Source organism: Coleofasciculus sp. FACHB-542 (assembly GCF_014695825.1).
Classification (GTDB): Bacteria; Cyanobacteriota; Cyanobacteriia; order Cyanobacteriales; family FACHB-T130; genus FACHB-T130.
Window position 1 is genome coordinate 1 of record NZ_JACJPB010000038.1, and the last position, 14981, is coordinate 14981.

A 14981-nucleotide genomic window follows, 5' to 3' on the forward strand; every position below is an offset into this window, starting at 1 on the left:
TGAGACAGGTTTTTTCGTTCACTTTCCCCCAATAATCCGCTTATATAGTTCCTAAACTCCCGTTTTTGGGCTTGATGCGTCAATATATCATCAAAGCGTTTGCACCATCTATTAAAGCAAGGGGGCATGGCGGCGGGAGTTGTCTCTTTCATTTATCACACCATAACGTGAAATGGTTGCCATGTCTGTATTATACCTTTTTAGAGTCTTGTTTTTCGTTTAAGCACCGCTAATTCCTTATTACCCATTACTAATGACCAAACCCCTTATCCTCGGCATCACGGGTGCCTCCGGCTTAATTTATGCCGTGCGTGCCTTAAAATTTCTGCTCCAAGCTGAGTACAGCGTTGAACTGGTTGCCTCCAAATCTACTTATATGGTTTGGCAGGCAGAGCAAAATATCCGGATGCCTGTAGAAGCAGTGGCACAGGAACTATTTTGGCGACAGCAAGCTGGAGTCGAAACGCAGGGTAAACTTTACTGCCATCCTTGGGGCGATGTGGGAGCCAATATTGCCAGTGGTTCCTTCCGCACCCTAGGGATGGTGATTATGCCGTGTAGTATGAGTACCGTGGCGAAACTGGCAGCTGGCTTAAGTTCCGACCTTTTGGAGCGAGCAGCAGATGTCCAACTCAAGGAAGGGCGGAAACTGGTTCTTGTGCCCCGCGAAACGCCCTTTAGCTTGATTCACCTGCGTAACCTGACGGCTTTGGCAGAAGCAGGTGCCCGAATTGTCCCAGCAATTCCTGCTTGGTATCACAATCCCCAAACAATTGAAGACTTAGTAGACTTTGTGGTGGCGCGTGCCTTAGATCAGCTAGATATTGACTGTATCCCGATTAACCGATGGGAAGGAAAATGAAAAATTAAAAATGTAAAATTGAAAATACAAGAAGAAATTCTGCATTTTTAAGCTTTAATTTTTAATTTTTAATAGATTATGCCTGCGATTCGGATTTTACTGCTGATGTTGGTGCTAGGGTCCGTAGCACTACTTGCTTTACAAAATTTGTCGCCGGTGCTAGCGCTGGTATTTTTGGGTGCTAAGACGCAAGTGCTACCTGTAGGGGTTTGGATTTTGGCAGCGATCGCAACGGGTGCCCTGGCTGGCAGTTTCTTACAATTGTTGAGCTATCTACAACGGCGTCCCTTACAAGCACGCATCCGCAAACTAGAAGCTACAGAACCCCCTCGTGCCAACCAGTCGCGGCGGGAAACTGCCCAATCTACCTATACCACTCAACAAACCTCTACCACTCAACAAACCAGTTACACCCCTCCCCCTCCGCCAGAGCCAACGAATACCGATGCAGATGGAGATGACTGGGAAGAGGAGGTTGCGGAGGATGATGATTGGGGGGATGAATCGGAGGAACCGCGCGATCGCACTCCAAGCCGACAACCGTTTGCAAAAGAATCTGTAGCAGAACGTACAACCTACGAGCGTCAGCAAGAACCGAAAAGCGCCTCTCGATCGGGTTCCGTCTATTCTTACAGCTACCGGGAACCGCGCAATTCTGGGGTGGGAAAAACTGAAGCCGTTTATGATGCTAGTTACCGGGTAATTACCCCGCCCTATCAGGAACCTGAACCTGTACGGAAAACCAATCCGGATGAGGACGACTGGGGATTTGAAGACGAGGACGACGAGTTTGACACTGATTGGAAGAACCGATAAGCCTAGAGGGTGACTTTTTTTTGCGAGGGTTTCCCTCAACCCCTCTCCGGGGAAGCCTTCACACGCTTTATTATTTTGACTCCTGAATGCTCAAGTCATTAACCCCAAGAATTAACTCTAAACTACTACTTATAACCGCATCAGTTCGCGCGATTGCTGCTTGACAAGACCTGTCATTGCGGCTTTCTGCAAGGTCATGAAGGCATTAAAATCCTCATTGTCATACTTTTTTCTTAATAACTGTCGCAGTTGATCTTCAGCTTCAACGGTTAAATATCCAATAGTCAGTGCTTGTTCGACAAGTTCGCGGATGAGCATCATAATTTGTCACCAACTCAATCAACACCCGGAGAAACCATTAGGTTTTGAAATAGGGAATTCACGTCAGTTAATTTACGGATGCCTTTTCTGAGGCAGGGCAATATAATTGAGCCGCAGGGTAGGGTAATGCCGTTAAAACCTAGGAAAACCATCGCTTCACCTCTTTTCTCCCTCTCAAAAACTGTGAAATTTTAATGAACTTTAGATGAAAGTTAGATAAAGTCTCCCTAAAATTTAAGGATAGCCAAAATATTAAAAAAACTTCATCTAACAATCGTTATTAAATTCGTTAGAACTTCATCGTAACTTCGTTAGGATTTCATAATTAATCCGTTAGAATCAGGCGTTGACAGCCTTTATTGAGGTTAGCAACGCGAGAGAATGGTATCAACTGTTGAGCGGCAGGACGACGAGTTTACAGAAGCAGCAAATAATTGGCATTTGGAGAAGCTTTATCTAGATTTAGCATCTGCCAAAGGAAGGAGTTTGACACCTGTTGAGAAGAAATTCTTAAGAGGATTGTTGTGTGGCTATAGTCCAGCAGAAATAGCAGACACTGTCTACAAAAGTCGCACTAGCAGTGCCGTTAGAGTTTACTTATCGAATGGGCTGTACAAATACATTCAAGAACTCCTGATTCGCCAGACGGGTGACGTTATAAAAATCAAGAACTGGAGCCGCGTCACCAACTTGCTCTCAAAAGCTGGATATAAAATAGATTCCGCTAACGTATCCGAACACGGTCAAGCTGAGACATCTACCATCGGGACGGCGATCGCTTCCCAGGATTGGGAAGAAGTGATTGATGTAGCAGCTTACTACGGTTGCGAGGAAGAACTGGCAACCTTAGAGCAGTGGATTGTCCACGACAGCTGCCGCTTAGTGGCATTGTTGGGGATAGGGGGAATCGGGAAAACTGCTCTTGCTGTAAAGCTAGCAGAACAGATTCAGCAAGATTTTGAGTTTGTCATTTGGCGATCGCTACGTCATGCTCCATCAGTTCAAGATTTGGTGGCAAACTTGGTTCAATTTCTGTCTCAAGGACAGGAAATCATCGGTGACGCAACCGCAGACGAGGGAATTTCCCTACTGATGGCTTATCTGCGATCGCATCGCTGTCTGATCATCCTCGATCGAGCAGAGGAAGTCTTATCTCCTATCCAACACGCTGGATACTATCGTCCCGAATATGAGGGATATGGGGAACTGTTCCGACGTCTGGGAGAAGAACGCCATCCTAGCTGTCTGGTTCTCACCAGTCGGGAGAAACCGAAAGAAATTGCATCCTTAGAAGGGGAAAACTTACCCATTCGTTCCTTAGAACTAAGGGGGTTGTCAGCATCCGATGGACAAGAGTTACTGCAACTCAAAGGTTTAGTTGGCTCAACCGAAGAATGTAGAGTCCTGATCAACCGCTATGCGGGAAATCCGCTAGTCCTGAAAATTGTAGCAACGACGATTCAAGATGTCTTTGACGGAAATATCACCGACTTTTTAGCAGAAGGGTTGGTTGTCTTTGGGGATATCCGAGATCTATTAGATCGGCAGTTCAATCGCCTCTCGGACTTAGAAAAAAAAGTAATGTACTGGCTGGCAATTCGTCACAAGTTAATTCCTATACGTTCCTTGCGAGACGAGGTGGTGCCGGGAGTATCGAAACGGCAGCAGCTAGAAGCAATGGAATCTTTGCGACGGCGATCGCTGATTGAAAAAACCTCGAATAATTTCACCTTGCCACCTGTTGTCAGGGCGTATCTCGCTGACAAATTAGTTGAGCAGATTTGTGAAGAAATGACGACTAAAGATGTGGCTCTTTTATTAAGCTTGGGGCTAATTAACGCTCCATCTGGGAGATACGAAACCAACCGTCGTCTAACCTTACCGGGTTAACATTACCGGGTTAACAAAGGGCTGGAAAGGACGATTTTTTGCCAATGCTTGGCTTAGCCGCTAGCATCTCCCACAGGAAAGTCGCTGAGAAAGGGCGAGTTCGCGGGACTCTTGCCTCACTTGACCCAGCATTGCAGCTTGCTGCAACTGCATAAAAGCGTTGAAGTCTTCTAATCCATACTTAGTTGTTAAAAGTCTCCGCAGCTGTTCTTCGGCTGCAACAGTTAAGTAGCCTGTACTCAAAGCGTGTTGGACGACTTCGCGGATATTGCTGAGGTTATTTTTCATGGTAGAACACCCAACTTTGATGATCCTAAGTGAGATTACCGTGCTTCACAATTTAACCTTATTAGGCAACCGTAACATTACTGAAATTGAAACAAAGCAATTATAGGGTAATTTCAAAGTAATTCAAAGCCAAGTTGGTTGCTCAAGTTAATAGTTTGCAGGATTTTGTTGATACAAAGCTCCAAATTTTGTCAGAAATACGCAAAAAGGTCTATCGGTATCTATATGGCTGGTGGATTTGACCTCAGAAGAGATAACAGTAACGTTTTTTTGTCCGCAAGCTTAAAGAAAAAGCTACACGAAGAATTCAACAGAAAGTACAAGCCTGAAGGCAAGCGTGCCTTAATGCAAGAATTTTTGAGTGCGTGGCGGAAACAACTCAATACACTTGAACCCTCCCGCCAAGCTTTACAAGCAATTTTGAACTCGGAGAGCCGCCAAACCTGCGAGTATCGGATTGCCAATGGCTTATGTCATCTGTTATTGAACTGTTCCTATGATGAATGGAGCGAGTTTTCTAAGAATGCTCCGGACAATTCTCAGAGCTTGCTATCCTGTCCAATCGGGGAACAGGTCGGTTCTCAAGACTCCTTATCTACCACTCCTGGTATAAGATGCTGGGAGGAAAATCAAACCGTCAACGCCCCAACCGAAGCGCCACTAGATCGGGGCAAAAAACGCCAGTGGGGCTTGTTTATCCCTAATCCGCGATGTCGGATGGTGTGGGGGCGAGAAAGCTTCATTCAAGAAGTATTGAACCGCTTGGACGATCCCACAGAACTCTCTATTTTTTCCCTCAGCGGCAGTCCAGGGTATGGCAAATCTGAAGCTGCCAGCCAAATTGCGAAAGAAGCACTCGACAGAAATCTGTTCGCGGATGTGGTGTGGGTGACAGCGAGGCAAAGCGAGTGGGTGGATGGTTACATCAGCCAGGAAAAGCAGTTTGAGGCGCTGACGTGGAAGAAATTTTTAAATGAAATCGCGCATCAACTGGATTGTCCCCCTGAGCGAGTTCACCAGCGTTTGAGAGCAGAGAAATTGCTTGTCGTCTTGGATAATGCGGAGACCGCACAAGTTGAAGATATTCTGGCGAACCTTATCAAAATGCTCAACCCCAGTCGGGCACTGATTACCAGCCGACACCGCACTAAACCTCCCTATGTGGGATTAATTGAAATCCCAGGACTCGAAGCAAGATGGTCGTCTAAATTGTTGGAGGACGAGGCAAAATACAACAATATTTCGGTACTGAGGCAGGCAAGCAATGAACAGCTCTATCAAATGCATCAATTATCTCGCGGCGCACCTTTAGCACTGCATTTCCTGGCTGGACGGGTATTCCACGACCAGGCACTTGAGCCAATCTTGTCGGAATTAAAGCTTGCCAGCCGACAAGTTGAGACATTCTACCGCTTCTGTCTGGAAGCAGCGTGGCAGCGCATCGATGTGGCAGCACAAAGTATGCTGCGTTACATGGGTAGGGTGGATGCGACCGTTAGCAGAGCTGAGTTGTCTAAAGTTGGGCAATTACTGGATTCAGACTTGGACGCAGCACTGGCGGATCTGAGACGATGGTATTTGATTGAAGACGTACAAGATGAGCTAGGCAATCCACGCTACGATCTGCATCCTTGGGTAAGAAGCAGCGTGCGCGGGGGATTGGTGGAGAAGTGGCAATCGTCGCTTGAAGACCTGGAAAAGATAGCTACTTGGAAGTTTGATATATAGTAAAGAGTCAATTTTTTTTGTTGATAGCTAAACTAGGACAGCGATCGCTCCGGCAATTGTAAATATGGAAAATAGCAATCAGAACCTGCGCGACCGACTCAAGGGCATCAATGTCTATTTGATTGGCATGATGGGTGCGGGAAAGACAAGCGTGGGACGCTTATTGGCACAGCATCTGGATTATCACTTTTTCGATACCGACGCGGTGATTGAGCAAGTTGCGAAAAAATCGATTAATGATATTTTTGCCAGTGACGGCGAAGAAAGCTTTCGGAAGCTGGAAAGCCAAGTGCTGTCCGAATTGTCGGCTTATACGAAGTTAGCGATCGCTACTGGCGGCGGTATTATCCTGAAGCGAGAAAATTGGAGCTATCTCCAACACGGTCTCGTCGTATGGCTGGATGTCCCTGTGGAACTTTTAGTCGCCCGTTTGCAAAACGATACCACCCGACCTCTGTTAAAAAATGCTGACATCGCGACCGAATTCCCAAAGCGTTTTGAGCAACGGAAACCACTCTATGCCCAAGCCGATCTGCACATCACCATTGGCGAGGGGCAAACTCCCGAACAAATTGCTACGCAAGTCATCGAAGCCATTCCCTCAGTTCTCAAGCCAAAGCAAGAGAATAACGGTCAGTAAATCTGGAAACAGCCGCCTCTCATCGTGCCGCAGACGCCAGTATGCACTAAACTTCTAGAAAACGATAACTGGCATCATCCTGCTAAGTAATGCTTAACGATAGCGAATACCTCAAGAAAGCTGAAGCGACTCGTGTTCGAGTGCTAAGCGAAGCACTTCCCTACATCCAGCAATTTGCCGGTCGCACCGTTGTCGTTAAATACGGCGGCGCGGCGATGAAAGACGCTTCGCTCAAAGATAAGGTAATGCGCGACATTGTATTCTTATCCTGCGTAGGCTTGCGTCCCATCGTGGTACATGGTGGTGGCCCAGAAATTAACTCTTGGCTGGCTAAACTGGGAATCGAACCCCAATTTAAAAATGGCCTGCGTGTAACCGATGCCGCCACAATGGAGGTGGTGGAAATGGTTTTGGTGGGTCGGGTCAATAAAGAAATTGTCTCCTTAATTAACCGTGCTGGCGGTTCCGCTGTTGGACTTTGCGGCACAGATGGCAACTTGATCAAAGCCCGTCCAGAAGGGGTAGAGGGCATTGGTTTTGTGGGAGAAGTAAACAGTATTGATATCAAGCTTTTGCAGTCGCTGGTCAGTAGCGGATATATCCCTGTAGTGTCTAGCGTGGCAACCGATGACAGTGGACAAGCCTATAACATCAATGCGGATACCGTAGCTGGGGAACTTGCGGCAGCTTTGGGGGCAGAAAAGTTGATTTTGCTCACAGATACAGCAGGGATCTTGCAGGATTACAAAGATCCCTCCACTCTGATTGCCAAAGTGGATATCGCCGAAGCGAGACGTCTGATTGAGAACGGTGTTGTGGGCGGTGGGATGATTCCCAAGGTCAAATGTTGCGTGCGATCGCTTGCTCAAGGCGTTCGGGCTACTCATATTATTGACGGTCGTATTCCCCACGCACTGCTATTAGAAATTTTCACCGACGCCGGTATCGGCTCGATGATTATCGCCTCTGAGTTTATGACTTAGGGTCTATGACTTAGGCGTGCGCGATTAACGAATAATAATCTGCCTGGGTTGGTTGAAGCGTCTGCGATTGCCTCGCGGATTCACAATCACTGGATTAATCAGGATAGAATCCCGAATCTGGGGATTGATTAAGGTGGGGTTGATCAGTGTCGAGTTGTTGACTCTTCTGTGCGATCCCACCGGGTAGCCGGGATAACTCGGATAGGAGTTGGGATAACCCTGGTAATAGTCGGGATAACTTGGATAGGAGTTGGGATAACCCTGGTAATAGTCGGGATAACTCGGATAGGGATTGGGATTGACTCGGTAGTAATTACTCGATCCGCGATCGCTCATCCCCGTCGTTGGGTTTATCGGAATCGGACTGGGAATCGGACTGCCATAAACAAAGCTACCCGACGACGGCTGGATAACTCCATGCTGGGGAAATCCATAAGTAGGCACGCCTTGCTGAATGATTAATTGTGCCTTGGCTGGGGAAATCGCCCCGGTTAGTACCGTAATGCCCAGGGTCAAGGGTGCTAAGCCGGTGGCAAGGCAAAACCGATGAAAACGATGCAACGGCAGAGGTAGGGTTTTGAGCATGGTTTTACATCCTAATCTTTTGGATGGTGCTAAGTATGAAATTTTGAATGACTTCTTAAGATAAACCCTGGCAAGGCGAGAAAAATTCCCCTCGTTGATTCACCTGAACGGGTGATGTTGAAACAACGAAACAGAAACCACCCCTTACAGACGATAAATCTTCCGAGCTGGCAGCTTGCAATTTTTGTCTTTGGATGCTCTCGAAAACCCTGGCAAAGGCAATTGATTTTAGCCGTCTTGATTACAGGATAATCTGCTTCGCTAAAATTTAAAGAGGCTATCGGTGATGACGTACAAAGCACAAAAAAGTTCTCTTTAAATTCGATTGGCACAGTGAATTCAGAAACCCAGGAAATTATTAGAACCGAGTACCAGACTGGCACAGCAGCATTTGAGCGAGGAAATTACCGCCAGTCAGTGCAGCATTTAGAGAAGGCAAGTAGCTTGGTGACTCGAAACTCCCGATTGGGAGGAGAAATCTTGATTTGGCTGGTGACGGCTTACGAAGCAGCAGGACAAACAACAGAAGCGATCGCCCTCTGCAAACAGCTGCGACATCATCCCGATCCACAAACTAGCAAGCAAAGCCGTCGCTTACTCTACATTATGGAAGCCCCGCAACTCAGCAGGCGTCCAGAATGGCTGACAGAGATTCCCGATCTCACAACTCTCGCTGACAGCGAACCGGAATTTCGCCGGGGGAGCAATCTTCAGGGTGCTACGAAAACTCCTCAAAAGCGTCCAGAACCGGAACCCATCGATCTCAGCCAAGTAAATACCAAGGACAATTTGTTTATTTGGGTTGCCTTGGTTGCCATTGGTTTGACACTCGGTGGATTAGCTTGGTTTAATTTTTGAACGCTAATTTTATCTGTGATTGGGTTCTTGTTTGGCTTCCCGCAAACCTTTTTTTATGCCCAATATGGCGTGACTGGACGGGCTTTCCTAAGTTGGGAAAATTCATCTAATCGCAAATTTAGCTTCTGTTTGAGTTGTTGAGGAGATTTTTCTCCAATTAAAAGTCGTAGAACAATTAGCAGCAGTCGGTAAACTTCCTGTCTGTCTTTACAGCGGTATTTAGGGCAGTCGTGCGACGAGTCCCTCTGGTAGCTTTAAGATGGTATGGGTGAAGCGGGAGAACCTGAGATGGTAACTGATGCGACGCTGGAGCAGATTCTGAAATTGGCGAAGGGACGAACCGACTCCGCTGAGGTTTACTATCTATCAAGCCAAGACACACCAGTTGAGTTTGAAAACAATCGCTTAAAATCCCTGCAAACCAAAGCGCTACAAGGAGTAGCGCTGCGGGTACTACACAAAGGAAGGCTGGGTTTTGCCAGTTCCACTGACTTGACGCGGCTGGAAGATTTGGTGGATGCTGCCGTACAAACTTCAGAAATTGGCGATAAGGCTGAGTTTGAATTTGCTGCGGATGTACAGGTGACGGAACCGGAAAAAAAATATACGCCACCAGCAACCCAGGAATTAGTGGAAGTGGGCGATCGCTTAATTTCTCAAATCCACGACTACAACTCCGATATTCTGGTAGATGTGGGGTTCCACGTCCGGACAAATAATGTAAAAATTGCAACCAGTGCGGATGTCTACGCCTCGCGCACCAGCCAGGTTGTTAGTGCCAGCCTTTCGGGGAATTTGGTACGGGGTGAAGATTTTCTCCAGGTTTATAGCTCCGATATTGCCCGTGAAGGCGTCCCAGATTTTAATCGCCTTCTAGAAGATTTGTTACGAAAATACGCTCTAGCAGAGCAGCCAGCGACCATTCAGAGCGGATCTTTCCCCGTTCTGTTTAATCCTAGAGCCGCCGCTAGTGCCATCGGACGCTTATTTAAGACGGTTCTCTCCGGTCAAAGTATCGTCCAAAAAGCCTCTCCTCTGGTCGGTAAACTGGGTGAAACCCTCTTTGACGAACGCTTAAATTTATTTGAAGACCCCAGAATCGGGCCATCTGCCTGTGCTTTTGACGATGAAGGCACGCCCACCCGTCGCAAAGTGTTTGTTGAGAAAGGCACAGTGAAAGAATTTTACTGGGATCGGCGCTGGGCAGCCAGGGCTGGCTGTGAGTCAACAGGAAACGGCTTTCGGGGTGGTTTGTCGCGTCCCAGCCCAGAGTTAGTAAATCTCTGCTTTGCGCCTGGGAAGACATCGACAGCGGATTTAATTGCCAGCATGGATGAGGGGGTGATTGTGGATCAGGTTCTCGGTGCTGGACAGTCGAATCAAATGGCGGGAGAGTTTTCTGTCAATCTGGATTTAGGCTACAAGGTAGAAAAAGGTCAGATTGTCGGTCGAGTCAAGAATACGATGGTGGCTGGTAGTATTTTTGAGGCGTTTAAAAATTTGGTGGATTTGGGCGATAAGCCGGAATGGGTAGGCGGGGGTAGTTTCTTGCCGAGTTTGTTGTTCAAGCAGTTGGGTGTAGCGGCGCGGCAAGGGTAACGAACGACTTCCGGCACGAGAGAAGGCAACCAGAAAAGTAAGGAGGAGAGAAAGGCGTGAAGTTAGCTGTGTTGAGTCGGAGTGCGAGGGGTGCTTTCGGTAAAGTATTGCCGAAAATGCGGGTTCTTTGGGCGATGCTGTTAGCGGTCGTATTGCTGTCGGGCTGCGTTCAGTATGATGCTGGGGTGAGGTTCGAGAATCCGAACCGTGGCGAGATTGTCCAGCATATCAAGTTGGGCGAACAACTGACGGCATTGAGCAGCGAGCAGGCACAGGAATGGTTAGATAGCCTTCAGCGCCGGGCGCGACAATTGCAAGGGAAAACGAAGCGCATCTCAAACCAGGAAGTTGTGGTGACAATTCCGTTTGCTAGCGGTGCGGAACTGGAGGAGAAGTTTAACCAGTTTTTTAATCCCCCTGCAAAGAAAGGTTCTCAGGCGGCGACAGATACAGATTTACCAAAGATTAATTCCCACCTGAGTCTGAGACAGGGGAATTTCCTGTTCTGGATACGGAATCACTTAAGCTACGATTTGGATTTGCGATCGCTCGGCGTTCTTTCTACTAACGGTAACGTTATCGTTAGTCCCGGTTCGCTGTTCGATTTGGACTTTAGCTTGAGAACCCCTTGGGGGGCGCGGAGTGTTGAGAAGGCGGAGAATGCACTCAACCCAGTTATCTCGGAGAAAGGACATCTGTTAGTTTGGACGCTCAAACCCGGTGAAGTGAACCATGTTGAGGCGGTATTCTGGCTTCCCAGTCCCCTCGGTATTGGCACCCTCGCAATTATCTTGTTAGTAGTGGCAGGGTTTTATTTGAAATACAACCGAGGCAAGGGAAGCGGTGTCAGTTCTGCACCCCCATCGGTGCCACAGGTGCCGTAAAAAAGCGATCGCGCTTTATTCGGAGCTAACAGACTGGGAGCCTAGAACAGCTTACTTGCCGTTCGGAAGCCGCTTCTGGGAATCCCAGTCCGTGGGGTAGACATCAGCCTCAGTCTGCGATTTGCGTACTAACAATGTATAAATTTCGGTGGGTATTTCAATCTCCGCTTTGTGCAAGGCTTCTTTAATCGCCTCATTTGCTTTAGAAGTGGTTTCTAAAAACTCCAAACGCCGAGAATTCACCCAAAAGCGGATTTCCAAATTCACCTTGCCAGAATCCAGTTCCCGGACAAGGACTTCTGGCACTGGTTTTGGCTGCACGCCTTTGACTTTAAGAACGGCATCAGTAATCACTTGTTTAGCAGTAGAGATATTGGCACCATAGGCAATGCCAACCGTAACCGAACTGCGGCGGTGCTTGAAAGCTGTGTTATTAATAATGCTAGCAAGGAAAACTTCTTGATTTGGGATATACACCTTCCGCCCATCATAGGTATTTAGAGTAGTTGCCCGCAGTTGAATTTGGGTAACGGTTCCCTCAAATTCCTTGATCGTCACTTGATCGCCTAACCGAAAAGGTCGGGCGGCAAGTAAAATCATTCCGGAAATGTAGTTACTGAAAACCTCTTTGAGGGCGAAACCAATCGCGACACTGGTAAGTCCCAATGCCCCCAGCAAAGCCCCAATGTCAAGCCCCAAGACGCCTAGAGCGATGACAGAGCCAATAACCCAAACTCCACCGTATCCCACTCGCCCCATCAGAATTTCAGTGCTGCGATCGCCTTCTGTCTCTTTCTGCGCCCATTTTAAAGCAATGTAACGCACGCCTCTAGCACCTACCCAGGTGATGCCAACGACGACCAATGCCCCTAAAATTAAGGGCAAGCTGCTGATGGCGTCCCGTACCAGATCGCGCACGGTAAGATAAAGTCGCTGTCCAACATCAATGGCTAGGGGCGGTTTTTTGAAAGCTTGATTTAATTGATTCGCCCATTTCTCGCCAAGCACCTCTACAGACACCCCAAAGTCGCGGGCGTCCTGTTGAGTTACTGACATTAAGACTCGGTTATTGAGTTGTAAGGTGGCTATCTTCCGTGGATTGTCTGGTTTAACGGTGACTTGCCCCAAAGCCTCTGATTGCAGCAGTATACTGGCAATCCGCCGATTGATAATTTGCGATCGCTCTTGAGCGCTGATTCCCGATAAACTACCTACTTGAAAAACTGGGCGTCCTCTGACAACAACATCAGCAAAATATTGTTCTTCAGTTGAAATCCTTACGGGTGTGGATTTTGGCGAGGTAGCCTCCTGGGCAAGTCCAGATGGAATGGTAATGAAGAAAATGCTGGTAATGACAATTAAAATCTGGAGTCGCTGTGAGCCTTGCTGCCCAGTGCAACGATGAAAAAGAATTTTCATATCCATTCCGAAGGACGACCAAATTTAGCATAATTCGCGCATTTGGCATCTGAATTCTTACTATAGATAGGGAATCTTACTCTAAGTTTCAGTTGTTGCATTTCTCTTCCCCATACTTGACTTGTTTTCCGTCTATAAAATTTGATGAGCGATCGCTTGGTGTTCGTTATTCATTTTTTTATCTGTCTTTAGGCGGATGATAATACTTGATAATTAAAACTCTTTATTTTTAGTAAACTGCAACACTGAATAGTCTTACTCGCTCTGCTACTCTGTTGAAACAAAAATTATTCCAATGGAGAAGCGCAGTGCAAACTTCAACAAAATCCTATCTTCCAGAAGAGCTATGTAAGGCTCCAGATTATCATTTAGCGGAGAATTACCCAAAAGATTTACCAGAAGTTGAAATAGGTTCTACTAAATCTAAATACTTAGACTCCCTAGCACCCATTAGTGCTGTGCAAGTTTTTGAAGACATACCAGGTATAAAAAAATCTACTTTCTCATTTGATACAGAGACAGAGACTTCCTTTGAAGTTTGGACTATCCTACCCAACAGGGTATTACTTCCCGAAGATTTAGAGTTTCTCAAGCAAGACAAGCATCGGGTAGAATTAATCGCGAAACAACTGGTTGAAATTGGTAATTCTTGGCTGAATTCACGAATTTTCGACAAAAAAATAAAAGTTCAAAGTTGGGAAGATATTCTAAGTATTTTGGACAAGTATGAATATGCTTATGATTTAACCGATATTGTTGAAGTTCCTTATAAAATTAGTAAAACAAATTTACAAAACGAATCTAGTGAAAAAGCTAAATATTGGAGTGTTTCTCCGCCGAGTTGGAATATTTCCCTGAAGAAAACTCGCAGTTTTAATGGATGTTATATCGTCGATGACTACAATTCATCTTATAATTTCTCGATAGAAGTTTGGATAGGCATTCCTTTTTTGAAAAATATCCAAACGGGAGAAGTCATTACAAGGGAAAATTTTCAGTGAAGATGCGATTCTACTGGGGAGACGGTAGACTATAGCACGGCAGATGTTGAGAGAACGCTGTCTAAGTCGCGATCGCCTCTACGATAGAAATCATGCGCTACTCTCTGTTAAGTCGGTTTCGCGGCACCTTGTTGGGCGCTGCATTCGGGGATTTCACCCCTTTGAGCAAAAAACAGTCTCAGCAGCCTCCTAGCTGGGGCAAAATGGCGGTTTGGGGCGCAGAAAGCTTAATTGAGCGGGGTAAATTCGATTTCGCAGATTGGCGTCACCTCACGGAAAAATTTGTGGAGATAGACGCGAACAGTGCTAACGCGCCTACGCCAGGAGCGATTATTGCCACACTGCCGATTGTGCTGTTCTCCCATGAATATAAAGCCAAACTGCGGCAAAATTTAGAACAAGTTGTCAGCATCTGGCAAGATGAGCCAGAGTTAAGAGATGGGGCGTTAGCAGTGGGATACGCGATCGCTCAATGCCTTCGAGAAAAACTCAATCGGGCTACTTTGATTCCCAAAACCCTTGCCTTCTTAGGAGATTCCCAGACGCCTCTGGTGCAACAATTAGAGCAAGTCCAAATTTTATTAGCAGAAAATGCGAGCTTAGAAATAGCGATCGCTCAACTATGTCGGAATGCCCAGCCCCAGAGTACCCCCATCGCTCTGGGTTTTTACTGCTTCCTCAGTACTCTAGAAGATTTTCGCCTGAGTGTCGCCCGTGCTGCCCGTAGCGGCTACCAACCCCCGATTACCTGCGCGATCGCGGGTGCTTTATCGGGAGCGTATAACAGTACAGTGGGCATTCCTATGGGATGGCGGCTATCTTGGAATCAACCTAAGTGGGGAATCACCTCAGATGCTCAGTTGTTTCAACTAGCAGACAATCTCCTTGCTGTTTGGTCTGGTGTTTATGATGCCTCAACAGCAAAGCCAGCCCAGCAAATCAGCGCCGTAGCAGCGCCCCATGTAATTCAACGGCGTTAATTTTTTTTAATACCAGCGATCGCTACTCCATGCAAGCTAAGCTGGTCAAAGAAAATTAAATTTAATCGGATAAATCCCCCAAGGGGGATAGGCAATTTGGGCAGTGTTTTGTAAGGTAGGATGAAGC

15 protein-coding genes and 1 pseudogene are annotated in these 14981 nt (G+C 46.8%); 11 read left to right on the plus strand and 5 right to left on the minus strand.

Going from position 1 to position 14981, the window contains the following annotated elements; all coding sequences use genetic code 11:
• Window positions 1-152, minus strand: a pseudogene (locus H6F52_RS13360) (IS701 family transposase); the annotation flags it as partial.
• Between the two features lie 101 nt (window positions 153-253).
• Here H6F52_RS13360 and H6F52_RS13365 point away from each other — a divergent pair.
• Together H6F52_RS13365 and H6F52_RS13370 are read left to right on the plus strand one after the other, a co-directional pair.
• A complete protein-coding gene (locus tag H6F52_RS13365) occupies window positions 254-862 on the plus strand; it encodes a flavin prenyltransferase UbiX (protein WP_190535377.1) in 609 nt (202 codons plus the stop codon).
• A 78-nt stretch (window positions 863-940) separates the two neighbouring features.
• On the plus strand, window positions 941-1678 hold the full coding sequence (locus H6F52_RS13370) for a LapA family protein (protein WP_190535380.1): 738 nt from the start codon (window positions 941-943) through the stop codon (window positions 1676-1678).
• A 129-nt stretch (window positions 1679-1807) separates the two neighbouring features.
• Here the strand turns inward: H6F52_RS13370 and H6F52_RS13375 are convergent, their stop codons facing one another.
• Window positions 1808-1999, minus strand: a complete 192-nt coding sequence (locus H6F52_RS13375; protein ID WP_190410913.1) for a hypothetical protein — start codon at window positions 1997-1999, stop codon at window positions 1808-1810.
• A 381-nt stretch (window positions 2000-2380) separates the two neighbouring features.
• On the opposite strand from H6F52_RS13375, the gene H6F52_RS13380 reads away from it, so the two are divergent.
• Window positions 2381-3889 carry an NB-ARC domain-containing protein gene (locus H6F52_RS13380; protein WP_190535383.1) on the plus strand — a complete coding sequence of 503 codons (1509 nt, stop codon included), beginning with the start codon at window positions 2381-2383 and terminating at the stop codon, window positions 3887-3889.
• 60 nt (window positions 3890-3949) lie between these two features.
• On the opposite strand, the gene H6F52_RS13385 is transcribed toward H6F52_RS13380, so the two are convergent.
• Window positions 3950-4177, minus strand: coding sequence for a hypothetical protein (locus tag H6F52_RS13385; protein ID WP_190410665.1), 228 nt, complete (start codon window positions 4175-4177; stop codon window positions 3950-3952).
• A 270-nt stretch (window positions 4178-4447) separates the two neighbouring features.
• On the opposite strand from H6F52_RS13385, the gene H6F52_RS13390 reads away from it, so the two are divergent.
• The 3 genes from H6F52_RS13390 (at window position 4448) to argB (ending at window position 7528) form a co-directional block, all read left to right on the plus strand.
• Complete coding sequence (locus H6F52_RS13390) at window positions 4448-5905, plus strand: NB-ARC domain-containing protein (RefSeq protein ID WP_190535386.1); 1458 nt, start codon at window positions 4448-4450, stop codon at window positions 5903-5905.
• Between the two features lie 64 nt (window positions 5906-5969).
• Window positions 5970-6545, plus strand: coding sequence for a shikimate kinase (locus H6F52_RS13395; protein ID WP_199300546.1), 576 nt, complete (start codon window positions 5970-5972; stop codon window positions 6543-6545).
• A gap of 89 nt (window positions 6546-6634) precedes the next feature.
• Window positions 6635-7528 carry an acetylglutamate kinase gene (argB, locus tag H6F52_RS13400; RefSeq protein WP_190535389.1) on the plus strand — a complete coding sequence of 298 codons (894 nt, stop codon included), beginning with the start codon at window positions 6635-6637 and terminating at the stop codon, window positions 7526-7528.
• Between the two features lie 24 nt (window positions 7529-7552).
• Here the strand turns inward: argB and H6F52_RS13405 are convergent, their stop codons facing one another.
• A complete protein-coding gene (locus H6F52_RS13405; RefSeq protein WP_190535392.1) occupies window positions 7553-8113 on the minus strand; it encodes a hypothetical protein in 561 nt (186 codons plus the stop codon).
• A gap of 333 nt (window positions 8114-8446) precedes the next feature.
• On the opposite strand from H6F52_RS13405, the gene H6F52_RS13410 reads away from it, so the two are divergent.
• From H6F52_RS13410 to H6F52_RS13420, 3 genes are all read left to right on the plus strand, one after another.
• Window positions 8447-8971 (plus strand): tetratricopeptide repeat protein, encoded by a 525-nt coding sequence (locus H6F52_RS13410; RefSeq protein WP_190410669.1) that lies wholly within the window; start codon window positions 8447-8449, stop codon window positions 8969-8971.
• Between the two features lie 288 nt (window positions 8972-9259).
• Window positions 9260-10570 carry a TldD/PmbA family protein gene (locus H6F52_RS13415; protein WP_190535395.1) on the plus strand — a complete coding sequence of 437 codons (1311 nt, stop codon included), beginning with the start codon at window positions 9260-9262 and terminating at the stop codon, window positions 10568-10570.
• Between the two features lie 56 nt (window positions 10571-10626).
• The gene (locus tag H6F52_RS13420) at window positions 10627-11454 is read left to right on the plus strand and encodes a DUF3153 domain-containing protein (protein WP_347276212.1); all 828 of its coding nucleotides are present in this window, start codon (window positions 10627-10629) and stop codon (window positions 11452-11454) included.
• Between the two features lie 51 nt (window positions 11455-11505).
• On the opposite strand, the gene H6F52_RS13425 is transcribed toward H6F52_RS13420, so the two are convergent.
• The gene (locus tag H6F52_RS13425; protein WP_190535398.1) at window positions 11506-12873 is read right to left on the minus strand and encodes a mechanosensitive ion channel family protein; all 1368 of its coding nucleotides are present in this window, start codon (window positions 12871-12873) and stop codon (window positions 11506-11508) included.
• Window positions 12874-13181: 308 nt separating this feature from the next.
• On the opposite strand from H6F52_RS13425, the gene H6F52_RS13430 reads away from it, so the two are divergent.
• A complete protein-coding gene (locus H6F52_RS13430; RefSeq protein ID WP_190535401.1) occupies window positions 13182-13874 on the plus strand; it encodes a hypothetical protein in 693 nt (230 codons plus the stop codon).
• Between the two features lie 92 nt (window positions 13875-13966).
• Entirely contained in the window at window positions 13967-14854 is an 888-nt protein-coding gene (locus H6F52_RS13435; RefSeq protein ID WP_190535404.1) for an ADP-ribosylglycohydrolase family protein, read from the plus strand.
• Window positions 14855-14981 lie beyond the last annotated feature (127 nt).

Excerpts from the sequence above, each read along its gene's own strand:
- H6F52_RS13365 (WP_190535377.1), top strand. The coding sequence starts at position 254 with ATGACCAAACCCCTTATCCTCGGCATCACGGGTGCCTCCGGCTTAATT.
- H6F52_RS13370 (WP_190535380.1), top strand. The coding sequence starts at position 941 with ATGCCTGCGATTCGGATTTTACTGCTGATGTTGGTGCTAGGGTCCGTA.
- H6F52_RS13375 (WP_190410913.1), bottom strand. The coding sequence starts at position 1,999 with ATGATGCTCATCCGCGAACTTGTCGAACAAGCACTGACTATTGGATAT.
- H6F52_RS13380 (WP_190535383.1), top strand. The coding sequence starts at position 2,381 with ATGGTATCAACTGTTGAGCGGCAGGACGACGAGTTTACAGAAGCAGCA.
- H6F52_RS13385 (WP_190410665.1), bottom strand. The coding sequence starts at position 4,177 with ATGAAAAATAACCTCAGCAATATCCGCGAAGTCGTCCAACACGCTTTG.
- H6F52_RS13395 (WP_199300546.1), top strand. The coding sequence starts at position 5,970 with ATGGAAAATAGCAATCAGAACCTGCGCGACCGACTCAAGGGCATCAAT.
- argB (WP_190535389.1), top strand. The coding sequence starts at position 6,635 with ATGCTTAACGATAGCGAATACCTCAAGAAAGCTGAAGCGACTCGTGTT.
- H6F52_RS13405 (WP_190535392.1), bottom strand. The coding sequence starts at position 8,113 with ATGCTCAAAACCCTACCTCTGCCGTTGCATCGTTTTCATCGGTTTTGC.
- H6F52_RS13415 (WP_190535395.1), top strand. The coding sequence starts at position 9,260 with ATGGTAACTGATGCGACGCTGGAGCAGATTCTGAAATTGGCGAAGGGA.
- H6F52_RS13425 (WP_190535398.1), bottom strand. The coding sequence starts at position 12,873 with ATGAAAATTCTTTTTCATCGTTGCACTGGGCAGCAAGGCTCACAGCGA.
- H6F52_RS13435 (WP_190535404.1), top strand. The coding sequence starts at position 13,967 with ATGCGCTACTCTCTGTTAAGTCGGTTTCGCGGCACCTTGTTGGGCGCT.